This window comes from Streptomonospora nanhaiensis, assembly GCF_013410565.1.
GTDB classification, from domain to species: domain Bacteria; phylum Actinomycetota; class Actinomycetes; order Streptosporangiales; family Streptosporangiaceae; genus Streptomonospora; species Streptomonospora nanhaiensis.
The window spans coordinates 5,343,998-5,365,526 of record NZ_JACCFO010000001.1 but is presented as its reverse complement, the minus strand read 5'-3'; the positions used below and the strand labels follow the sequence as shown (position 1 = coordinate 5,365,526).

General features: G+C 72.7%; 17 protein-coding genes. 1 reads left to right on the top strand and 16 read right to left on the bottom strand.

Annotation, left to right across the window (positions count from 1 at the left end):
• Positions 1-3: 3 nt before the first annotated feature.
• The 16 genes from obgE to HNR12_RS23730 all read right to left on the bottom strand — a co-directional run bounded on the left by obgE (position 4) and on the right by HNR12_RS23730 (position 20,456).
• A complete protein-coding gene (obgE, locus tag HNR12_RS23805) occupies positions 4-1,368 on the bottom strand; it encodes a GTPase ObgE (protein ID WP_179769654.1) in 1,365 nt (454 codons plus the stop codon).
• A 157-nt stretch (positions 1,369-1,525) separates the two neighbouring features.
• Complete coding sequence (rpmA, locus tag HNR12_RS23800) at positions 1,526-1,792, bottom strand: 50S ribosomal protein L27 (RefSeq protein ID WP_179769653.1); 267 nt, start codon at positions 1,790-1,792, stop codon at positions 1,526-1,528.
• A gap of 14 nt (positions 1,793-1,806) precedes the next feature.
• Complete coding sequence (rplU, locus tag HNR12_RS23795; protein WP_179769652.1) at positions 1,807-2,130, bottom strand: 50S ribosomal protein L21; 324 nt, start codon at positions 2,128-2,130, stop codon at positions 1,807-1,809.
• 270 nt (positions 2,131-2,400) lie between these two features.
• On the bottom strand, positions 2,401-5,280 hold the full coding sequence (locus HNR12_RS23790) for an Rne/Rng family ribonuclease (RefSeq protein ID WP_179769651.1): 2,880 nt from the start codon (positions 5,278-5,280) through the stop codon (positions 2,401-2,403).
• A 152-nt stretch (positions 5,281-5,432) separates the two neighbouring features.
• Positions 5,433-6,173, bottom strand: coding sequence for a TIGR03936 family radical SAM-associated protein (locus tag HNR12_RS23785; RefSeq protein ID WP_246425162.1), 741 nt, complete (start codon positions 6,171-6,173; stop codon positions 5,433-5,435).
• A 599-nt stretch (positions 6,174-6,772) separates the two neighbouring features.
• A complete protein-coding gene (locus HNR12_RS23780; RefSeq protein WP_179769649.1) occupies positions 6,773-8,707 on the bottom strand; it encodes a TIGR03960 family B12-binding radical SAM protein in 1,935 nt (644 codons plus the stop codon).
• A 95-nt stretch (positions 8,708-8,802) separates the two neighbouring features.
• Positions 8,803-9,987 (bottom strand): rod shape-determining protein RodA, encoded by a 1,185-nt coding sequence (gene rodA, locus HNR12_RS23775; protein WP_179769648.1) that lies wholly within the window; start codon positions 9,985-9,987, stop codon positions 8,803-8,805.
• 53 nt (positions 9,988-10,040) lie between these two features.
• Positions 10,041-12,236 (bottom strand): penicillin-binding protein 2, encoded by a 2,196-nt coding sequence (gene mrdA, locus HNR12_RS23770; RefSeq protein WP_179769647.1) that lies wholly within the window; start codon positions 12,234-12,236, stop codon positions 10,041-10,043.
• Entirely contained in the window at positions 12,233-12,778 is a 546-nt protein-coding gene (gene mreD, locus HNR12_RS23765) for a rod shape-determining protein MreD (protein WP_179769646.1), read from the bottom strand. The genes mrdA and mreD overlap by 4 nt, the downstream gene beginning before the upstream one ends.
• Entirely contained in the window at positions 12,775-13,758 is a 984-nt protein-coding gene (mreC, locus tag HNR12_RS23760) for a rod shape-determining protein MreC (RefSeq protein WP_179769645.1), read from the bottom strand. The genes mreD and mreC overlap by 4 nt, the downstream gene beginning before the upstream one ends.
• 1 nt (position 13,759) lies before the next feature.
• A complete protein-coding gene (locus HNR12_RS23755) occupies positions 13,760-14,794 on the bottom strand; it encodes a rod shape-determining protein (RefSeq protein ID WP_179769644.1) in 1,035 nt (344 codons plus the stop codon).
• A gap of 201 nt (positions 14,795-14,995) precedes the next feature.
• Positions 14,996-15,406, bottom strand: coding sequence for a nucleoside-diphosphate kinase (gene ndk / locus HNR12_RS23750; protein WP_179769643.1), 411 nt, complete (start codon positions 15,404-15,406; stop codon positions 14,996-14,998).
• 134 nt (positions 15,407-15,540) lie between these two features.
• Positions 15,541-15,888: a DUF4233 domain-containing protein gene (locus HNR12_RS23745; protein ID WP_179770862.1), complete on the bottom strand. Its 348-nt coding sequence runs from the start codon at positions 15,886-15,888 to the stop codon at positions 15,541-15,543.
• 2 nt (positions 15,889-15,890) lie between these two features.
• Positions 15,891-17,237 carry a bifunctional folylpolyglutamate synthase/dihydrofolate synthase gene (locus tag HNR12_RS23740; protein ID WP_179769642.1) on the bottom strand — a complete coding sequence of 449 codons (1,347 nt, stop codon included), beginning with the start codon at positions 17,235-17,237 and terminating at the stop codon, positions 15,891-15,893.
• A gap of 211 nt (positions 17,238-17,448) precedes the next feature.
• A complete protein-coding gene (locus HNR12_RS23735; protein ID WP_179769641.1) occupies positions 17,449-18,849 on the bottom strand; it encodes an LVIVD repeat-containing protein in 1,401 nt (466 codons plus the stop codon).
• A 179-nt stretch (positions 18,850-19,028) separates the two neighbouring features.
• Positions 19,029-20,456 carry an LVIVD repeat-containing protein gene (locus HNR12_RS23730; RefSeq protein ID WP_179769640.1) on the bottom strand — a complete coding sequence of 476 codons (1,428 nt, stop codon included), beginning with the start codon at positions 20,454-20,456 and terminating at the stop codon, positions 19,029-19,031.
• A 323-nt stretch (positions 20,457-20,779) separates the two neighbouring features.
• On the opposite strand from HNR12_RS23730, the gene HNR12_RS23725 reads away from it, so the two are divergent.
• Positions 20,780-21,484, top strand: coding sequence for a DUF305 domain-containing protein (locus HNR12_RS23725; protein WP_179769639.1), 705 nt, complete (start codon positions 20,780-20,782; stop codon positions 21,482-21,484).
• The last annotated feature ends 45 nt before the right edge of the window (positions 21,485-21,529 follow it).

The following is a 21,529-nucleotide window of genomic DNA, read 5'->3' as shown; positions in this document are numbered from 1 at the left end:
CGACTAGCCCAGCCGGGAGTCGGTGCCGCGCGGGCCGATCGGGGTGGCCTCGGCGTCGATCGAGGGGTCCCAGTCGAACACCACGGAGTCGTCCTCGTCGCCGATGTAGACCTCGGCGCCCTCGGTGGCGCCGGCCTTGGCCAGCGCGGACTCGATGCCGAGGCGGTTGAGCCGGTCGGCCAGGTAGCCCACGGCCTCCTCGTTGGCGAAGTCGGTCTGGCGCACCCAGCGGGCGGGCTTGTCGCCGCGGACCCGGAAGGTGTTGTCGCCCAGCGGAACCACCTCGAAGGGGGCCCCGCCGAGCTCGCGCGGGCGCAGCACGACGCGGCTGGGCTCGGCGGCGGGCCGGGCGGCGCGGGCGGCCTCGACCTGCTCGGCCATGGCGAAGGAGAGCTCGCGCAGGCCCTCGCGCGCCACCGCCGAGACCTCGATGACGCGGAAGCCGCGCTCGCGCAGCAGGGGCGCGACCATGTCGGCGAGGTCGCGGCCGTCGGGGACGTCGACCTTGTTCAGCGCCACGATGCGCGGCCGGTCGGAGAGGTCGACGTCGGTGGCCGCGCCGTAGGCGGCCAGCTCGGCCTCGATCGCGTCGAGGTCGCTGAGGGGGTCGCGGTCGGACTCGTAGGTGGCGCAGTCGAGCACGTGCACCAGGGTGGAGCAGCGCTCCACGTGGCGCAGGAAGGACAGCCCCAGCCCCTTGCCCTCGCTCGCGCCGGGAATCAGCCCGGGGACGTCGGCCACCACGAACTGGACGGTGCCGGCCTCGACCACGCCGAGGTTGGGGATCAGGGTGGTGAAGGGGTAGTCGGCGATCTTGGGCCGGGCCGCCGACAGCGCCGCGATCAGGGAGGACTTTCCGGCGCTGGGGAACCCGACCAGGCCGACGTCGGCGATGGTCTTGATCTCCAGGCGGACGTCCAGCTCCTCGCCGGGCTCGCCCTTGAGCGCGAACCCGGGGGCCTTGCGCTTGGGCGAGGCCAGCGCGGCGTTGCCGAGGCCGCCGCTGCCGCCCTGGGCGATGACCAGGCGGGTGCCGGCGCCGATCATGTCGGCGATGACCTCGCCGTCGGCGCCCAGCACCACGGTGCCGTCGGGCACGGGCAGCACGATGTCCTGGCCGTTGGCGCCGGAGCGGTGCCCGCCCTGCCCGGGCTGGCCGTTGCCGGCGCGGCGGTGCGGGCGGCGCTGGTACTCCAGCAGGGTGGTGGTGTTGCGGTCGACCTCCAGGACGACGTCGCCGCCCCGGCCGCCGTTGCCGCCGTCGGGCCCGCCCAGCGGCTTGAACTTCTCGCGGTGGACGGAGGCGCAGCCGTGCCCGCCGTCACCGGCCTTGATGTGCAAGACCGCTTCGTCGACGAAGTCAGGCATGTCTCTCTCCCCGTACCGATGCTTGCGTTGACCAGCGTATGCGGTCGCGCCCGCGGCGGGCGGGCGCCCCGGCGGCCCGCCCGGCCCGCGACACGCGTAGGGCGGGCCAGGAGGCCTGGCCCGCCCTACGCGCGAAAGGTGTCGCGTGCCGCCGGCCCTACTCCGCGGGAGCCGGGGCCGGGACGATGTTCACGGCCTTGCGGCCGCGCCGGTTGCCGAACTGCACCTGCCCGGCGACCAGCGCGAACAGGGTGTCGTCGCCACCGCGGCCGACGTTGTCGCCCGGGTGGAAGTGCGTGCCGCGCTGGCGGACGAGGATCTCGCCGGCCTTGACGGTCTGGCCGCCGAAGCGCTTGACACCAAGCCGCTTGGCGTTGGAGTCGCGGCCGTTGCGGCTGGACGAAGCGCCCTTCTTGTGTGCCATCTCGCGCCCCTCCCCTACTTCTTCGTCGACTTCGAAGCGATGTCGGTGACGCGCACCTGGGTGTACTTCTGCCGGTGGCCCATGCGCTTCTTGTAGCCGGTCTTGTTCTTGTACTTGATGATGTTGATCTTGGGGCCCTTGGCCTCGCCGATCACCTCGGCGGTGACGGAGTAGCCGCTCAGCTCGGAGGCTTCGCTGATGACCTTGCCGTCGTCGACGACAAGCAGCGGCTCCCACGTGAGGGTGGCGCCGGCCTCCTCGGAGACCTTGTCGATGTTGATGACGTCATCGACGGCAACCTTCTCCTGCCGGCCGCCCGCTCGCACGATCGCGTACACCGGGGAACTCTCTTCCTGCTCGTGTGGACATCCCCCACCGCCGCGGCGAGGGGAAATGCGCTCAAAATCGACCTTCGACCCGGGCGCTCGCCCGCGGCGGCGCGAGGTCGAGAAGTAGGTCTCGGGCGCGCGAACGTTTGGGGCGCGCCGACGCACCGTCCTTAAGGTTACCACCGGTGGGACGGCGTCCGGCACGCGCGCACGTCGCGCGGCCGCGGGGTCCGGGCCGTTCGCCGAACGGCCCGGACCCCGGCGGAGCACGGGGGCGTGCTACGTCGCTTCGGCCACCGCCGACTCCGTGGAGGCGGTGGTCTTGGTCCGCCGGGTGCGGCGCCGCCGGGGGCGCTGCTCGGCGGAGCTGTCGGGGTCGCCGGACTCGCCGGACTCCGCCGCCTCGGCGGACTCCGCGGGCTGGGCCTGCTCGGCGGCACCGGCCGGTGCGGCGCCTTCGGGGGCCGCCGCGGCGTCCTGCTCGGCGGCGGCGCCGTCGTCGGCGCTCTCGGCCGGCTCCTCCTGCTTGGCCTTGCGGGACCGCCGCGCGGTGGTCTTGCCGGCCTCCTTGGTCTTGGCGGCGGACTTCGCGGAGCGGGAGCGCTTGGCCTTGGGGGGCGCAGCCTCGGCCGGCTCCACCGCCTCGTCGGGCTCCTCCACGGCGTCCTCGGCCTCGACCGCGGCGGCCACCCCGGCCACCGGCTCGGGCTCGGTGCCGCCGAGCGGCTCGTCGAGGGCGGGTTCGGGCGACTCCTCGGCGGCGGGCTGCTCGGGCTGCTCGGCGCGGTCCTTGTCGGCCTTGCCCTTCTTCTTGCGGCCGCCGCCGCCCGATCCGTTGGCCTTGACGCCCACCGGCTCGGTGGAGATCACCAGGCCGCGGCCGTTGCAGTGCTCGCAGGAGTGGGAGAACGCCTCCAGCAGGCCCTGGCCCACCCGCTTGCGGGTCATCTGCACCAGGCCCAGCGAGGTGACCTCGGCGACCTGGTGCTTGGTGCGGTCGCGCGAGAGGCACTCCAGCATCCGCCGCAGCACGAGGTCGCGGTTGCTCTCCAGCACCATGTCGATGAAGTCGATCACGATGATGCCGCCGATGTCGCGCAGCCGCAGCTGGCGGACGATCTCCTCGGCGGCCTCCAGGTTGTTCTTGGTGACCGTCTCCTCGAGGTTGCCGCCCTGGCCGGTGAACTTGCCGGTGTTGACGTCGACCACGGTCATGGCCTCGGTCCGGTCGATCACCAGCGACCCGCCGCTGGGCAGCCACACCTTGCGCTCCAGCGCCTTGGCGATCTGCTCGTCGATGCGGTAGGCGTCGAAGACGTCGCGGTCCTCGGTCCAGTGCGACAGCCGCTCGGCCAGATGCGGGGCGACGTAGTCGACGTACTCGCGCACGGTGTCCCACGCCTCGTCGCCGGCCACCACCAGGCTGGAGAAGTCCTCGTTGAAGACGTCACGGACCACCCGCACCGTGAGGTCGGGCTCGCTGTTGAGCAGCGAGGGCGCGCTGGCCGAGCGGGACTTGCGCTTGATGGAGTCCCACTGGGCGGCCAGGCGCGAGATGTCGCGCTCCAGCTCCTCCTCGCTGGCGCCCTCGGCGGCCGTGCGCACGATCACGCCCGCGTTCTCGGGCATGACCTTCTTCAGGATCTGCTTGAGGCGCGCGCGCTCCTTGTCGGGGAGCTTGCGGCTGATGCCGGTCATGGAGCCGTCGGGCACGTAGACCAGGTAGCGGCCGGGCAGGCTGATCTGACTGGTCAGGCGGGCGCCCTTGTGGCCCATGGGGTCCTTGGTCACCTGCACCAGGACCGACTGGCCCGACTTGAGCACCGACTCGATGCGCTTGGGCTGGCCCTCCAGGCCCGAGGCGTCCCAGTTGACCTCGCCGGCGTAGAGCACGGCGTTGCGGCCCTTGCCGATGTCGACGAACGCGGCCTCCATGGACGGCAGCACGTTCTGCACGCGGCCCAGGTAGACGTTGCCCACCAGGGACTTGTGCGCGGCGCGGTCGACGTAGTGCTCGACCAGGACGTTGTCCTCCAGCACCGCGATCTGGGTGCGCTCGCCCAGGCGGCGGATGACCAGGTCGCGCTTGACGGACTCGCGGCGGGCCAGGAACTCCGACTCGGTGATGATGGGCGCGCGGCGGCGGCCCTGCTCGCGGCCCTCGCGGCGGCGCTGCTTCTTGGCCTCCAGGCGCGTGGAGCCCTTGACCGACTGGACCTCGTCCTCGATCGGCTTGCCCACGCGCGGCTCGCGGACGCGCACGACGGTGTTGGGGGGGTCGTCCTGGCCGGGTGCCTCGTCGCCCTCGCCGCTGGTGCGGCGGCGACGGCGGCGGCGGCGCCGGCGGCTGCCGGTCTCCGAGGCGGGCTCGCCGCCGTCCTCGGCCGGGGCGGTGGCGGCGGGGGCCTCGGTGTCGGGCTCGGCGGTCTCGGCGGCCTCGCCCGCGCGCTCGGGCTCGCCCTCGTCCTCGCCGGTGCGGGAGCGGCCCCGGCCCCGGCCACCGCGGCGGCGGCGCCGGCGCGAGGGGCGGTCGTCGTCGCCGAAGTCGTCGTCGGCCTCGGCGTCCTCGTCGGGCTCCTCCTCGGGCTCCTCGGTGGGAGCGGCGGCCGAGGAGCCGTTGCTCTCGGCGCGCGCGGGCTCGGCGGGCGCGACCGGGGGCTGGAACAGCACCATCGGCGGCTGGAAGGCGGCGCCGGCGGCCTCGGGCGCTACGCGGGAGTCGTCGGCGGAGGCCGCGGGGTCGACGGCGGCCTCGGCCGGCTCCTCGGCGGCGGCGCCGGCGCCCTCGGCGGCGCGGGTGCGCGCGCCGGTGCCCGCGCGGGCGGTGCGCGCGGTGCGGGTGCGGCGCCGGGGCGCGCGCTCGGCCTCGGCGGCACCGGTGTCGGGCGCAGTCTGGGTGGGGTCGGTGTCCTCCAGCGCCGGCTGGCCGGCGACGGTGGTCAGCGGGCCGGTGCCCGCGGGGACCACGGGTTCGGGCTCGGGCGGCGGCCCCGCCGAGCGCAGCGCCCCCCTGCGCCGGCTCGGTCCGCTCACCTTGACCTCGGCCTCCTGGGGTGGGGCGAAGGTCGCGGTGCGGGCGGCCGGTGCCGCTTCAGCCACTGTGGTTTCAATTGTACCCGCGGTGCCTTCGGCACCGCTGTTGGGCTCGTTTTCGAGCATCCGGGCGGTCTCCCGTCAAGTCCTCGGGCGCGGCGTCGGCGTTCGCCGCCTCGGCCGCTGCGCGCGCGGACTGTTGTCGCTATGTCGGCGCCGGCAGCCCGTGGGCCACCGGGGCAAAGTCGTCTTGGGTCGCCCGCGTCCCCCGAGTGAGTTCACGCATCGGACGCACTCCGCGCGGGCGAGGACGGCGGTGGTGCGGGCTGCGCGCGTCCGACCGGATCGGCCTGGGCATCCGCTGCTGCGAGCGGATCGGCGATCGTGTCGGACGTGTCGTCGAGCGGCCCCTGCGCCAGCCGGGTCATCACAGGCGATGACAGCGGCGCGAGGTCGGCCACCTGGCGAAGGCCGTTCACCACGTCGTCCGGTCGAACGGCAGGTGTCGTGTGCCGAACGACCATCCGAAGTATGGCATATGTCTCGTGTCGGACCCCTGTGGCGCGCCCGTCCACCCGCAGGTAGCGGACCGCCGCACGGGCGTCGAAGCGGCGGCGGCCCTTTTTGGTGAGCCGCTCCACCTCAACCGTATCGGCCGCCATGAAGGCGGCCACCGCCTCCGCGGCGTCGTCGGGGGCGACGCCGGGCAGTTCCACCGTCCACTCCGATGCCTCAAGGCGGTCGGCCAGACCGCCCGGCATCGCCTCCACGACCTCGACCACGTCGAGCCCGTCGGGCAGCGCGGAGTCGAGGCGGACGCGGACCGCGTCGGGTTCGGCGGGTTCGGCCAGCGTGATCTCGAAGTACTCCGCCTCACTGGCCACCCCGGTGGGGGCGGCGTTGACGTAGGAGATCTTCGGGTGCGGCGTGAACCCCGCGGAGAACGCGACGGGGACCTCGGCGCGGCGCAGGGCCCGCTCCAGCGCGCGGGCGATGTCGCGATGGCTCGCGAACCGCATCCTGCCGCGCTTGGCGTAGCGGACTCGCAGCCGCGCGCCAGTGCGTCCGGTGGAGGGCTCGGTGGTGCCCTCATGTGCGGGGGGCAGTGCTGCTCCTTTCCTCGGTAACTCCCGGTGGGACGGGCCGAATTCCTCCCCGACCCACCCACCTGGGAGATTCACGTCTTACTTCAGCGTACGGTGCGCGCCGGGGAGCGCGCGCCACCGGCGCCGGGGTAGGCCCGGCGGCCGCCCGAAACGGCCCGCACACCGGATGACCGGATGCCGCGCCGCGCCGCTTCGGATCGCCCACGTATGTGCTGTTCCCGGTGGCACCCCGGTTGAAAAGCGATCTTCGGGGCGGATCCCCCGGCCCCGCGCGTGGCCGCATCAGGCCACACACCCTGCTGACCTGCGTGAAGACACATGATCAAAAAATCTTTGAGCAATCCCGCCGGGCGTGCAAACCATCGGCACCCCCTACCCGTCTTACTTTGCGTATGGCCCGGCGCGAGCGGGGCGCCGGGCCATACCTGGTCTTCGAAAGCCGTTCGCGGCTCATCGGGGCGCCGCGGCCACCTGGCCGCGGCGCCCCGATCGCGTTGCGGGGCGCCCGCGCCTCAGACCACGCTGAGCGGCAGCACCCGGCTGGGGTCGCTGGGACCGATCTGGATCTCGGTGCCCATGCTGGGGCAGACCCCGCAGTCGTAGCAGGGGCTCCACCGGCAGTCGTCGACCTCCACCGACTCCTCGCCGTGCAGCGCGTCCTGCCAGTCCTGCCACAGCCAGTCGCGGTCGAGCCCGGCGTCGAGGTGGTCCCAGGGCAGGACCTCGTCGCGGTCGCGCTCGCGCACGGTGTACCAGTCCAGGTCCACCGGCTCGCCGACCAGCGCCCGTTCGGCGCAGGCCACCCAGCGCTCGTAGGAGAAGTGCTCGCTCCAGCCGTCGAACCGGCCGCCGTCGCGCCACACCTCCTCGATGACCCGGCCCACCCGGCGGTCGCCGCGCGAGAGCAGGCCCTCGACGATGGAAGGGCTGCCCTCGTGGTAGCGCAGGCCGATCGACTTGCCGTAGCGGCGGTCGGAGCGGAGTTCGGCCCGCAGCTTGGCCAGGCGGGAGTCGACCACCTCGGCCGGGGTCTGCCCGGCCCACTGGAAGGGTGTCTGCGGCTTGGGCACGAACCCGCCGATGGAGACCGTGCAGCGGATGTCGGAGCGGCCGGTGACCTCGCGGCCGGTGCGGATGACCGCCTTGGCGAGGTCGGCGATCGCCAGGACGTCGGCGTCCTCCTCGGTGGGCAGGCCGCACATGAAGTACAGCTTGACCTGGCGCCATCCGGCGGCGTAGGCGGCGGTCACCGTGCGGATGAGGTCCTCTTCGGTGACCATCTTGTTGATGACGCGGCGCATGCGCTCGCTGCCGCCCTCGGGCGCGAAGGTCAGGCCCGAGCGCCGCCCGTTGCGGGTGAGCTCGTTGGCCAGGTCGATGTTGAAGGCGTCCACCCGGGTGGAGGGCAGTGACAGGCCGGTGTTGGTGCCCTCGTAGCGGTCGGCCAGGCCCTTGGCGATCTCGGCGATCTCGCTGTGGTCGGCGCTGGACAGCGACAGCAGCCCGACCTCCTGGAAGCCCGAGGAGCGCACGCCCTGCTCCACCATGCGCTCCACGGTGTCCTTGGAGCGCTCGCGCACGGGCCGGGTGATCATGCCGGCCTGGCAGAACCGGCAGCCGCGGGTGCAGCCGCGGAAGATCTCGACGCTGTAGCGCTCGTGCACCGACTCCGCCAGCGGCACGATGGGGTTCTTGGGGTAGGGCCAGTTGTCGAGGTCCATGACGGTGTGCTTGGCCACCGTCCACGGCACGCCCGGGCGGTTGGGCCGGTAGCCCTCGATCCGGCCGTCGGGCAGGTAGCTGACGTCGTAGAAGCGCGGCACGTAGACCCCGCCGCCGGCGGCCAGGCGCAGCAGCAGGCCGTCGCGGCCTCCGGGGCGGCCCTCGCGCTTCCACTCGCGGATGACCTCGGTGATGGCCAGCGCGATCTCCTCGCCGTCGCCCAGCACCACGGCGTCGAGGAAGTCGGCCACCGGTTCGGGGTTGAACGCCGAGTGCCCGCCGGCCAGCACGATCGGGTGGTCGCCGGTGCGGTCGGCGGCGTGCAGCGGGATGCGGGCCAGGTCCAGCGCGGTGAGCATGTTGGTGTAGCCCATCTCGCTGGCGAAGCTGATGCCCAGGACGTCGAAGGCGCCCACCGGCCGGTGGGCGTCGACGGTGAACTGCGGCACGCCGTGCTCGCGCATCAGCCGCTCCAGGTCCGCCCACACCGCGTAGGTGCGCTCGGCCAGCACGCCCTCGCGCTCGTTGAGGATCTCGTAGAGGATCTGCACGCCCTGGTTGGGGACGCCCACCTCGTAGGCGTCGGGGTACATCAGCGCCCAGCGGACCTCGGCCGCGTCCCAGTCGCGCACGACGGAGTTCAGCTCGCCCCCGACGTACTGCACGGGTTTCTGCACCTGCGGAAGCAGCGCCTCCAGTTGGGAAAACACGCTTTCGACGGGCATGGTCCACCTCTAGGTCGGCTGGTGCCGTATGGTCGGTCGGTCTCCCCAGCTTAGCCACCGCGCCCCCCGCACCGGCCCGTGCGCGCCCGGCCCCGCTAGTCCACGCGCCGGTCGCGGGCGTAGATGTTGAGCACCAGCCCCAGGATGGCCAGGTGCGCGATGGTGGCGGTGCCGCCGTAGGAGACGAACGGCAGCGGCACACCGGTGATGGGGCTGATCCCCAGGGTCATGCCGATGTTGATGAAGCTCTGGAAGCACAGCCAGGCCGCCGCGCCCAGGCACACCATGCGGGCGTAGGGCTGCTCGCACAGGGCGGCGATGCGCAGGACGCGCCACAGCACGAACGCCAGCAGCCCGATGATCAGCACCCCGCCGAAGAACCCCAGCTCCTCGCCTGCCACGGTGAAGATGAAGTCGGTGTGCTGCTCGGGCACGAACCGGCCGCGGGTGTGCTCGCCTTGGAACAGGCCGGTGCCGTTGAGGCCGCCCGAGCCGACCGCGATCATCGACTGGTTGGCGTTGTAGCCGGCGCCGCGCGGATCGGCCCCGGGGTCGATGAACGTGGTGAAGCGCTGGAGCTGGTACTCCTCCAGCAGCCCGAACCACACCACGCCGAAGGCCGACGCCAGCCCGGCGCCCACCAGGCCCGCCACCCACAGCACCGGCGCCCCCGACAGCGCCAGCATGCCCAGGTAGGTGGCCATGAGCACCAGTCCGGTGCCCAGGTCGGGCTGGGCGAGGATGAGCCCCAGCGGCACCGCCAGCACCACCAGGCTGACCAGCACGTCGCGGCTGGTGGGCGCGAACTCGCCGTCGCGCGGCTCGCCCAGCAGCATCGCCACCGCCAGGATCAGCCCGATCTTGGCGATCTCGCCCGGCTGCATCTGCAGCCCGCCGATGACCAGCCAGGACCGCGAGCCGTTGATGGTCTCGCCCAGCGGGGTGAGCACCAGCACCAGCCCCAGCACCGCGGCGGCGTAGAGGAACGGCGCGTAGGCGCGGGAGACCCGGTAGTCCACGGCGGCGGCCACCACGAACGCCGCCGCGCCCACCCCCAGGTGCAGGATCTGCCGCTCGGCGTGGCCCAGGGCGGTGCCGGGGTCGGCGGGGTCGTAGGTGGCCGAGGCCACCAGCAGCACGCCCAGCAGCGACAGCGCGGCCACGGCGCTGATCAGCGGCCAGTCCATGCGGTGCGGCAGGGTCGAGGCGAACAGCCGCCCGGCGCGGCCGCGCAGGCCGCGGCCGCCGGGCTGCGGGCTGGTAGTGGAGTAGGTGGTCATGGCACTCCTGCCGGACTCGCGGCGGGCAATGGCGGGTGCGGCCGGGCCGCGCGTCAGTCGCCGGTGTCGGGCGGCGGCGCGACGGTGCCGTCGGAGCGCACCCGGGGCAGCTCCTCGGGCGGGGCGGCGCCGGGCATGGCGGGCTCGCCGACCTTGGGCTTGGCGTCGCCGCCCGCGCCGGGCTCGGCACCGGAGATCCCGTAGATGCCCTCGTAGATCTCGCGGACCACCGGGGCCGCGGCCACACCGCCGGTGCCGGCCTCGGGCAGCATCGCCACGACCGCGAACTGCGGGTCGTCGGCCGGGGCGTAGGAGGCGAACCAGGCGGAGTCCTCGCTGCCGGTCATGGTGGCGGTACCGGTCTTGCCCGCGATGGAGACCTTGTCCTGGGGGAAGCCGTCGAAGGCCCCCCGCGCGGTGCCCTCCTTGGGCACCTGGGTCAGCGCCCGCTGGAGGTACTCCAGGGTGCGGTCGTCGATGGGCAGGGTGCCCGCCTTGACCGGCTCCAGCTCCTCGACCCGGGTGCCGTCGGCCGAGAGGAACCCGCGCGCCACGCGGGGCTCGTACAGCGTGCCGCCGTTGGCGATGGCGGCGTAGGCGCGGGCCAGCTGCAGCGGGGTCACCAGGACGTCGCCCTGGCCGATGGCGAAGTTGATGGCGTCGCCGGCCCGCCAGCGGTTGCCGTCCAGGCAGTGCTCGTGGGCGGCGCGCTTGAGGTAGGCGGCGTGGCCGGGGTCCTCCTCGGCGACCTCGGGGTAGCCCTTCTCGGCGCGGCGGCAGGACTGCTCGCGGGTGTCCTCCCAGTACTGCTGCTTCCACTGGCGGTCGGGGATGCGCCCGCTGGACTCGTGGGGCAGGTCGATGCCGGTGGGCTGCCCGAAGCCGAACCCGCGGGCGGTGTCGGCCATGATCTCCTTGGGGTCGTCCTTGGGCGAGGTGCCGCCGTCCTGCAGCCAGGTGTCGTAGCCGAACTGGTAGAAGACGGTGTTGCACGAGACGACGATGGCCTTGTGCAGGCTGACGCTGCCGTGGCCGCCGCCCTCGAAGTTCTGCCAGGAGCGGTTGCCCAGGTGGACCGACCCCGGGCAGCTGTAGGTGCCGTCGAGGTCGGCGCCGTTGCGCACGGCGGCCGACAGCGAGGACACCTTGAACGTGGAGCCGGGCGGGAACTGCCCCTGCAGGGCGCGGGAGATCAGCGGCTCGCCGGCGTCCTCGCTGAGCAGCTGGTCGTAGGTGGCCTGGTCGATCCCGCCCTGCCAGACCGAGGGGTCGTAGGTGGGCAGGCTGGCCATGGCGATGACGTTGCCGGTGCGCACGTCCAGCACCACGGCGGCCCCGGAGTCGGTGGGCCGGCCCTCGGAGCGGGCGCGCTCCACGCCCGCCTTGAGCGCGTCCTCGGTGATGCGCTGCACCTTCTGGTCGATGCTGGTGACCAGGTGCATGCCGGGCTTGGGCGGGGTCTCCTCGACGACGCCGTTGACCCCGCCCTGGCTGGTGACCGCCAGGGTGCGGGTTCCGGCGGTGCCGCGCAGCCGGTCGTCGTAGACGTACTCCAGGCCGTCGCGGCCGACCTGGTCGACACCGGAGAACTGGGCGCGCAGCTCCTCGCGGGCCTCGAACTCCTCCTGGGTGATGGGCTGGAGGTAGCCGAGCATCTGGGCGGCCATGTCGCCGTTGGGGTAGTCGCGCACCGCCATCTGCTGGGCGGAGATGCCGGGGAACTCGGTCTTGCGCTCCATGATCTGCAGCGCGACGCGGGGGTCGATGTCCTCGGCCAGCGGGATGGGCTGGTAGGGCGATCCCGGCCAGCACGGGCGGCCGGTGTCGGGGCCGCACAGCCGCACGCGGTCGCGCAGCCGGGCGAAAGGGACGTCGAGGACCTCGGCCACCCGGCGCAGCACGGCCGCGCCGTCGTCGGGCTGGTTGAGCAGGGTGTGGAAATCGGCGGTGACGGTCAGCTCGGTGCGGTTGCGCACCAGCGGGCGGCCCTGGGAGTCGAGGATCTTGCCGCGCACCGCCGGCACGATGAGCTTCTGGGTGTGGCTGGCCAGCGCCAGCTCGTGGTAGTGGCCGGCCTGGGGCACCTGCATGTACCACATGCGCGCGGTCAGCGTGGCGAACAGCACCAGCACCAGCACCTGGGCCAGCAGCACGCCGCGCCGCTTGTGCGCGCCGCGCACCCCGGGCACGCCGGCCTCGCGCCGGGCGCGCCGGCTGGCCAGCCGGTAGCGCTTGCGCAGCGGGCTCATCGTCCCAGCCCCCTCGCGGTCTCCCAGGGCGCGGGCAGGTCGGAGTGGCCCTCGCCGGTGAGCCGCCGCATGGCCGCACCCAGCGGGACGAGCACCAGCGGGCTGACCAGGACGGTGGCGGCGGTGCCGCCCAGCACGGCGGCGGCGCCGGTGGCCCAGCCGACCCGGGGGTCGCCCAGGACCAGGCCGAGCAGCGCGTAGCCCAGGGAGACGCCCAGGGCGGCCAGGGCCGCGGCGATGTAGGGGCCGGCGCCGGCGCGCACCCCGGTGTCGCGGATGGAGGCCACCAGGAAAGCGGCCAGGCACAGCAGCAGCGCCTGGCGGCCGATCTCGTGGTCGGCGGGCGGCAGGATGTCGGCGGCCAGCCCGGCGGCGAACCCGGTGGCGGCGGCGGCCGTGGGCGGGGACCACAGGGCGACGCCCACGACCACCAGCAGCACGAGGTCGGGCACCAGGCCCCACGGCAGCGGGAGGCGGTTGAGGACGGCGGCCTGGACCAGGACGGCGGCGGCCACCAGCAGCACGGCGGCGGCGGTCTTCATCGTCGGCCCTCCTGGGGGTCGCCGGATCCGCCGGTGTCGGAGGCCGACTCCGAATCCTGGGAGTCGGCCTCGTCGCCGGCCTTTTCGGGTTCCGGTGCCTCGCGGGGCGGGCCCGGAAGGAGGGAGTCGCGGGGGTCGTCCTGCGGTCCGGCCACAATGACCCCCACGACGTCGAGAGAACCGAAGTCAACGGCGGGCCGGGCGTGACCGGTGCGGGTCAGCGAGCCCGGGGTTTCGTTGACGGAGGTGATGGTGCCCACCGGCACCCCGGGGACGAACGGCGCGTTGTCGTGCGAGCCCAGGGTGACGATGCGCTGGCCGGGCTTCATCCGGGCGTCGGCGCTCATCAGCTCGAAGCTCATCGGCTTGGCGCCGCCGACGGCGCCGGTGCCCTCGGCCACGCCGATCTCCTGGGAGCCCTCCAGCCGGGCGCCCACCGCCGAGGCGCGGTCGACGGCCGGCAGCACGGTGGAGGTGTGCCGGCCGGCGTGGGTGACGCGGCCGACCAGGCCGTCGCCGTTGATGACGGTCATGTCCTCGCGGACGCCGTCCTCGCGGCCGACGTCGAGGGTGACGGCGTCGGAGAACCCGCGCGCGGTCACCCGGGTGACGGCCTGGGCGGGAACGATCTCGTAGCCGCCCATGCCCGAGAGCTGGAGGAGGTCGTCGAGCTTCTCGGCGCGGCGGGCGTCGCGGTCGCGCGCCGCCAGCTCGGTGCGCAGCTCGCGGTTGCGCTCCTCCAGTTCGGCGATGCGGTCGCGGGCGGCGGGCGCGGCGGCCAGCGCGGCGTAGGCGTCGTGCACCGGGGCGGTCGCGGCGCTCACCCCGGCCGACACCGGGCCGAAGGCGAGTTCGCCGGCGCCGCGGGCGGCGGCGGTGACGGGATCGGCGCCCTCGCGGGAGTCGAGCACGATCAGCGCGAGGGCGGCGGCGACGAGCAGCCCGACGACCAGCCGCGACCGGGAACTGTCGCGCCGCATGTCAGCGCCGCCGATCCGGGACGAGGACCTGGCTGAGCCGTTCGTAGTTCTCGACGCAGGTGCCCGAGCCCACGGCGACGGAGTCCAGGGCGTTCTCGGCGACGTGGATGGGCATGCCGGTCTCGTGGCGCAGGCGGTCGTCGAGCCCGTGCAGCAGGGCGCCGCCGCCGGTGACGGCGATGCCGCGGTCCATGATGTCGCCCGACAGCTCGGGCGGGCACTTGTCCAGGGTGGTGCGCACCGCGTCGATGATGGCGGTGACAGGCTCCTCGATGGCCTGGCGGACGTCGGCCGCCGACATGACCACGGTCTTGGGCAGGCCGCTGATGAGGTCGCGCCCGCGCACCTCGGCGTGCAGCTCCTCGCCGCCGGTGGGGTAGGCCGACCCGATGGCGACCTTCAGCTCCTCGGCGGTGCGCTCCCCGATCATCAGGGAGTACTCCTTCTTGACGAAGGTCATGACCGCCTGGTCGAGTTCGTCGCCGCCCACCCGGATGGACTGGGAGGTCACGATGCCGCCCATGGAGATCACCGCGACCTCGGTGGTGCCGCCGCCGATGTCGACCACCATGTTGCCGGTGGGCTCGTGCACGGGCAGGCCGGCGCCGATGGCCGCGGCCATGGGCTCCTCGATGATGTAGACCCGCCGCGCGCCGGCCTGGTAGCCGGCCTCCTTGACGGCGCGGTGCTCCACCGAGGTGATGCCGCTGGGCACGGCGACGATGATGCGGGGCTTGGCGAAGTGGCGGCGCCGGTGGATCTTCTGGATGAAGTAGCGCAGCATGCGCTCGGTGATCTCGAAGTCGGCGATGACGCCGTCCTTGAGGGGGCGCACGGCCGTGATGTTGCTGGGCGTGCGGCCGATCATCTGCTTGGCGTCGAGGCCGACCGCGACGATCTTTCCGGTGGAGGAGTTGAGCGCGACCACCGAGGGCTCGTTCAGCACGATGCCGCGACCGCGCACGTAGACCAGGGTGTTGGCGGTGCCGAGGTCGACCGCCATGTCGCGGCCCAGGAAGGCGAGGTTATTGGTCATAAAGCATCCTCAGCGGCCCCAAACGGGTGAGGCCCTCGCGGGGCGGTCAATACGGACTCGTTCCAGCACGGATGTGGATCCAGTACCCGTATCGTAACGCTGAGTGGCCGCCTGGCTACGCAAACACACCGGATCGATCCGGCGTGGGATGACCAAAAAAAGCGCCGGGCACAGCCCGGCGCGGCGGTGGGGCCCGGGGCCTCAGGCGGCGAGGTCCGGGAAGAACAGCTTGATCTCGCGCTCGGCGGAGTAGGTGGAGTCCGAGCCGTGCACGATGTTCTGCTGGACCTCCAGCGCGAAGTCGCCGCGGATGGTGCCCGGCGACGCCGAGACCGGGTCGGTGGCGCCGGCCAGCGCGCGGAACGCCTCGACGGCGCGCTCGCCCTCGACCACCATCGCCACCAGCGGGCCGCCGGTGATGAACTCCACCAGCGAGTCGAAGAACGGCCGCTGGGCGTGCTCCTCGTAGTGGGTCTTGGCGGTGTCGGCGTCGAGCGTGCGCAGGTCCATCGCGACGATCTTCAGGCCGCGCCGCTCGATGCGGGAGATGACCTCCCCGATGATGTTGCGCCGCACGCCGTCAGGCTTGATCAGGACAAGGGTGCGCTCCACGGTGCTGTGCTCCTCGGGAGTCGGGGCTGGTTGACGACCGGGGTCGGCACCGGGCGGCGCCCGACGCGCGGCGCAGGCCGCCCCTGGCCGAGGTAACTGTATCGCCTGCCATCGCCCCGGGTGGAACCGCCGGCTCAGGCCCCGCCCTCGGCGGCCGCCCGCTCCCGCTGGGCCTGCATGGCGTCGGTGCGCCGGCCCAGCACCACCGCCCACACCCACAGCCCGAAGAACACCACGCCCATCAGCGCCAGCCCCGGAACCAGGAACCCGGTGGCCACGAACGCCGCCTGCAGCGCCCAGCCGGCGTAGTAGGCCCAGCGGAACCGCTGGAGCGCGGCCAGCACGAGCGCGGCGGCGGCCAGGCCGCCCCACACCGCCCCGGCCACGGCCGGGGGGATCTGCACGATCTGCACGGCCACCGGTACGGCGAGGCCGATCACGACGACCTCGATGGCCAGGACCACGGCGCACAGCCTGCGCACGGTCACTCCCCCTTGATGAGATGGACGGCGTCGCCGGCGGTGACGACCGAGCCGGTGATGATGACGCCCGTTCCGGTGGGCTCCCCGTCGGCCTCGGCCAGGGCGATCGCCTGGTCGATGGCGTCGTCCAGGCGGTCGGCCCGGTGCACGCGCTCGGGACCGAACACCGGCTCGGCCACGGCGGCCAGCTCGGCCGGCGCGAGGCTGCGCGGCGAGGAGTTGCGGGTGACCACGACCTCGGTGAGCACCGGCTCCAGCGGCTCCAGGATGCCCTCGACGTCCTTGTCGCCCATGATCGCCACGACCCCGATCAGCCGGACGAACCCGAACTCCTCCTGGAGGGTCTCGACGGCCGCGCGCATGCCGGCGGGGTTGTGCGCGGCGTCCACGAGCACGGTGGGCGTGGTGCGCAGGATCTCCATCCGGCCCGGCGACTCCACCCCGGCCAGGGCCGTGGCCACGAGTTCCGGGTCGAGCCGGTCGTCGTTCTCGCCGGGGGCGGCGAACGCCTCGACGGCGGCGACCGCCACGGCGGCGTTGCCCGCCTGGTGGGCGCCGAACATGGGCAGGAAGAGGTCGTCGTAGCCGCCGCGCAGGCCCTTGAGCGAGAGCTGCTGGCCGCCCACGGCCAGGTCGCGGTGGACCACGCCGAACTCCAGGCCCTCGCGGGCCACCCGCGCGCCGACCTCGGCGACGCGGCGCATCAGCGCCTCGGCGGCGGGCAGCTGCTGCTGGGCGAGCACGGCGATGGAGCCGGGCTTGATGATGCCGCCCTTCTCCTCGGCGATGCCCTCGACGGTGTCGGGCAGGAACTCGGTGTGGTCGATGGCGATCGGGGTGATCACCGCGACGTCGGCGTCGACCACGTTGGTGGCGTCCCAGGTGCCGCCGATGCCGACCTCGACCACGGCGACGTCCACCGGGGTGTCGGCGAACAGGGCGTAGGCCATGCCGGTCAGCACCTCGAAGAACGACATCGGCACGCCGTGGGAGGCGTCCACCATCTCCAGGTAGGGCCGGATGTCGTTGTAGGCGGCGACGAACCGCTCCTCCGACACCGGCTCGCCGTCGATGACGATGCGCTCGCGCGCGGTGCGCAGGTGCGGGCTGGTGTAGCGGCCCACACGCAGCTGGCGCTCGCGCAGCAGCGCGTCGATCATGCGCGCGGTGGAGGTCTTGCCGTTGGTGCCGGTGATGTGGATGACCCGGAAGCCCCGCTGGGGCTGCCCGAGCAGGTCCATCAGCGCGCTGATCCGCTCGGTGGAGGGGTCGATGTCGGTCTCGACCCGGCGGGCGGTGATCTCCGCGACGACCTGGGCGTAGGCGTCGTGGATACCGGGGTCACTCACGGGCGTCCTTCACTTGCACGGCGGGACGTGGGCAGCGGGTGGGCACCTCGGCGCGGCGACGGGCGTCGCCCGACGGCGCGGCGCTGGGTTCGCACCCGATTCCACCCTACTCACCGCCGCGCGCGGCCCGTCCCCGGCACACGCGCGGCGGCCCGCCCGCCCCCTGGCCTGCGGGGACGGACGGGCCGCCGGTTCGGCGCGGGTCGACCGGTCAGCGGCGCCCGGGCCGGTAGAAGGGCTGGCTCTGCGGGTTGAACTCGTCGTAGGTGACGCGCTCGGCCGGTTCGAGCCTGGGGTCGTTGAGCTTCAGCACGTCCAGGCCCCGCACGATGTCGGAGGAGTAGACGTAGCCGTTGTAGTAGTAGGTCGACCAGGTGTCGTTGCCGGTGACACCGGCCTCCTCGTCGGCGGAGATGTCGAAGTAGCCGATCTCGCGGGGCTTGCGCGGGTTGTTGAAGTCGATCACCGACACGCCGCCCTCGTACCAGGACTGCACGAAGTAGTCCTTGCCGGGCACCGGGATCAGCGAGCCGTTGTGCGCGACGCAGACCTGCTCGCCCTGGTGGCGCGGCAGCTTGTAGTAGCTGGCGAAGTCGAGGTCGGGGTTCTTCTTGCCGCCCTTGAGGGTGTAGATGGCGTTGGCGCCGTGCTCGGGGCCGATCTCCTCGGTGCAGGTCGGCGCGCCGCCGCCGCCCAGCTCGTCGGTGAACAGCACCGCGTTGGCCTCGTTGGTGAAGGTGGCCGAGTGCCAGAACGCGAAATTCTCGTCGCGGACGGTCTCGGTGATGCGCGGCTTGACCGGGTTGCTGATGTCCATGATCACGCCGTCGCCCATGCACGCGCCGGCGGCGATGTCGCGCTTGGGGTAGACGGTGATGTCGTGGCAGCCCTCGGTCGGGCGCAGCAGGTTCTCCTGGTCGTGGTTGCCGCCCCGCGGGAACAGCACCGGCTCGCTGACGACCGCGGCCGAGGCGGGGTCGTCCTTGGGGACCTCGATGATCGAGATCTTGTCGTGCGGCGGCCGGCAGTTGGGGTAGTTCTCCGAGGGCGCGTAGGAGGACACGTAGACGTAGTCGGTGTCGCGGTCGCCGGGCACCAGGGTGTTGGTGTGGGAGCCGCAGTCGGTGGGCACCGCGGCCACGTACTCCGGAGCCGACTTGTCGGAGATGTCGAAAATCCGGATGCCCTCGAACGCGTTCGCGTCGGCCGGGGTGCTGGCCGGGGCGCCGCACTCGTCACTGGCGCGCGGGGAGTCCACGGAGTAGTACAGCAGGTCGCCGCTGACGCTGACGTCGCCCTGCCCGCCGGGGCACAGCACCTGGCTGACGACCTTCGGCGACTCCGGCTCGGAGATGTCGTAGACGATGAAGCCGTTGTAGTTGCCGTCGATGGCGTAGTCGCCGCTGAAGGCGAGGTCGGTGCCCGTGCCGTCGAGCGGGGCGCTCAGCGGCACGTTGGCGACGTGCTCGACGTTGGGGCTGGTGTCGGCGACGGCCGCGGGGCTGAGCGCCGTGCCGGCGACCAGGGCCGCCAGCAGCGCGCCGGTGACGGCGGCGAGGCGGCGGCGCAGGGCGGTTCTGCGCCGGGTCGGGGGTGCGGGGGACTTCGGCATGTATCACTCCTCGGTAGCACACCGAATGAACCCGCCGGGCGGTTGCCCGTCGGGGGTGCGGGGGCGGGGGCGGGGTGGCGCGGTGCGGCCGGGTCAGCCCCCGCTACGGCGAGCGCGGCCCGCCGGGTGGGCGGGCCGCGCTGGGGGTGGTGGGTGGGGTGCGGCGGGGCCGGTGGCCGCTAGCCGCGTCCGGGCCGGTAGACGGGCTGGCTCTGCGGGTTGAACTCGTCGTAGGTGACGCGCTCGGCGGGCCGCAGGCGGCGGTCGTCCAGCTTCAGGACGTCGAAGCCCTGCTGGATGTCAGAGGAGTAGACGTAGCCGTTGTAGTAGTAGGCCGACCAGGAGCCGCCCAGCACCAGCTCCTCCTCGCTGAGGGGGCCGCGGTCGAAGTAGCCGATCTCGCGGGGCTTGCGCGGGTTGTTGAAGTCGATCACCGACACGCCGCCCTGGTACCAGGACTGCACGAAGTAGTCCTTGCCGGGCACCGGGATCAGCGAGCCGTTGTGCGCGACGCAGTTCTCGGTGTCGCCCTGGTGGCGCGGGAGCTTGAAGTAGCTCGCGAAGTCCAGGTCGGGGTGCTTCTTGCCGCCCGAGAGGGAGTAGACCGCGTTGGCGCCGCGCTCGGGGCCGATCTCCTCGTTGCAGGTGGCGGCTCCGCCGCCGCCCAGCTCGTCGGTGAAGATGACGGTGCGGGCGGTGTTGCTGAAAGTCGCCGAGTGCCAGAACGCGAAATTCTCGTCGCGGACGGTCTCGGTCACCCGCGGCTTGGCCGGGTCGCTGATGTCCATGATCACGCCGTCACCCATGCAGGCGCCGGCCGCGATGTCGCGGTGCGGCAGCACGGTGATGTCGTGGCAGCCCTCGGTCGGGCGCAGCAGGCCGCCGCCCTCGTTGCCGCCGTCGGGGAAGAGCACCGGCTCGCTGACCACCGAGGCCGAGGCGGGGTCGTCCTTGGGGACCTCGATGATCGAGATCTTGTCGTGCGGGGTCTGGCAGTTGGGGTAGTTGTCCGACGGCGCGTAGGACGAGACGTAGACGTACTCGGTGTCGCGGTCGCCGGGCACCAGGGTGTTGGTGTGGGAGCCGCAGTCGGTGGGCACCGCGGCCACGTACTCCGGAGCCGACTTGTCGGAGATGTCGAAGATCCGGATGCCCTCGAACGCGTCGGCGTCGGCCGGGGTGCTGGCCGGGGCGCCGCACTCGTCGCTCTCGCGGGGGTAGTCCACGGAGAAGTAGAGCAGGTCGCCGCTGACGCTGACGTCGCCCTGCCCGCCCTGGCACAGCACCTGGCTCACGACCTGCGGCGACTCCGGGTCGGAGATGTCGTAGATGACGAAGCCGTTGTAGTTGCCGTCGATGGCGTAGTCGCCGATGAAAGCCAGGTCGGAATTGTAGGCGCTGGTGTTGGCGAACGGGCCTTCCTTGGGGAGATTGGCCACGTGCTCGACATTGCTGCTGGTCATCACGTCGCCGTCGGCCGAGTCCGCGAGCGCCGCCGGCGCGAGGGCGGTGGCGGCCAGGAGGGCCGCCGCGGCGCCCGCCAGGGACGCGGCGATTCCTCGGAGCCGGAAGTGTCTCGACCGGAAAGGCCCGGGGGATGTCGACATGTGGACTCCTTATCCGAAGCACCCGAAACAGGAGAAAACTACCGACATCCCCCCGCGATTGTACAGGGGAGTTTCTCGAAGAAACGCAAGCTCAACATTCCGTGACGAAGTTGGGCCTTTCACTACACACCATGACAATGAAGTCTGGGAATTCTGGGCTGACGTCGGTGAACACCGGAGTCCGGGCGTCCGCCGCGCCCGCGCCCGCGCCCGCGGAGGAGCGGGCGCACTCGGGCCGATACTGGACAAACCGTCACCACAGTGAGTAGACAGGCCCCCAGAGCGGCCCCCGAGGCCGCCTCCCCCGTTGGAAGGAGCCCCCTGTGCGGAAGTGGGTCGTGGCGGTCGGAGCCGCCATCATGCTGACCGGTGTCTCCGCCTGCAGCGGAGACGGAGCCGACTCAGCCGACGGCCCGCCCGTGCTCGCCCCCGGGGCGCCCGGGGAGTCGGCGTCGCCGGCCTCCCAGGAGCAGATCGACGAGGCCGTCGAGGCCACCGAGCACAACGAGGCCGACGTCGAGTACATCCTGAAGATGATCGAGCACCACGGCCAGGCGCTGGTCATGACCGACCTCGCCGAGGACCGCATGGCCAACGACGACCTGGCCAAGATCGCCGACCGCATCGCCGCGGCGCAGGGCCCCGAGGTCGAGGCCATGGAGGCGTGGATGGAGGAGAACGTCTACGGCCCGGCCGAGGAGAACCCCAACCACCAGGGCTTTTGCGCCAACGGCCCCGACAGCGGCGGCGGCCACCACGGCGGCGGGGGCGAGTGCCCGGTCAACCTCGACCACTCCGACATGCCCGGCATGGCGTCGGAGGCGCAGCTGGACGAGTTGCGCGCCGCCGAGGGCGAGGAGTTCGACGAGCTGTTCGTGGAGCTGATGACCGCTCACCACGAGGGCGCCATCGAGATGGCCGAGGAGGCCACGATGGAGGGCAAGGACCCCACGGTGCTGAAGATGGCCAACGACGTGATCGCCGAGCAGCGGGCCGACATCGAGCGCATGGAAGAGGTCATGGGCTAGCCACGGTCCGGCGGCGGGCGGTCCCCGGCGCCGGGCGCCCTGCGG

Coding starts and splice junctions, on each gene's coding strand:
- obgE (WP_179769654.1), bottom strand. CDS start 1,368: ATGCCTGACTTCGTCGACGAAGCGGTCTTGCACATCAAGGCCGGTGAC.
- rpmA (WP_179769653.1), bottom strand. CDS start 1,792: ATGGCACACAAGAAGGGCGCTTCGTCCAGCCGCAACGGCCGCGACTCC.
- HNR12_RS23790 (WP_179769651.1), bottom strand. CDS start 5,280: ATGCTCGAAAACGAGCCCAACAGCGGTGCCGAAGGCACCGCGGGTACA.
- HNR12_RS23785 (WP_246425162.1), bottom strand. CDS start 6,173: ATGCGGTTCGCGAGCCATCGCGACATCGCCCGCGCGCTGGAGCGGGCC.
- HNR12_RS23780 (WP_179769649.1), bottom strand. CDS start 8,707: ATGCCCGTCGAAAGCGTGTTTTCCCAACTGGAGGCGCTGCTTCCGCAG.
- rodA (WP_179769648.1), bottom strand. CDS start 9,987: ATGACCACCTACTCCACTACCAGCCCGCAGCCCGGCGGCCGCGGCCTG.
- mrdA (WP_179769647.1), bottom strand. CDS start 12,236: ATGAGCCCGCTGCGCAAGCGCTACCGGCTGGCCAGCCGGCGCGCCCGG.
- mreD (WP_179769646.1), bottom strand. CDS start 12,778: ATGAAGACCGCCGCCGCCGTGCTGCTGGTGGCCGCCGCCGTCCTGGTC.
- mreC (WP_179769645.1), bottom strand. CDS start 13,758: ATGCGGCGCGACAGTTCCCGGTCGCGGCTGGTCGTCGGGCTGCTCGTC.
- HNR12_RS23755 (WP_179769644.1), bottom strand. CDS start 14,794: ATGACCAATAACCTCGCCTTCCTGGGCCGCGACATGGCGGTCGACCTC.
- HNR12_RS23735 (WP_179769641.1), bottom strand. CDS start 18,849: ATGCCGAAGTCCCCCGCACCCCCGACCCGGCGCAGAACCGCCCTGCGC.
- HNR12_RS23730 (WP_179769640.1), bottom strand. CDS start 20,456: ATGTCGACATCCCCCGGGCCTTTCCGGTCGAGACACTTCCGGCTCCGA.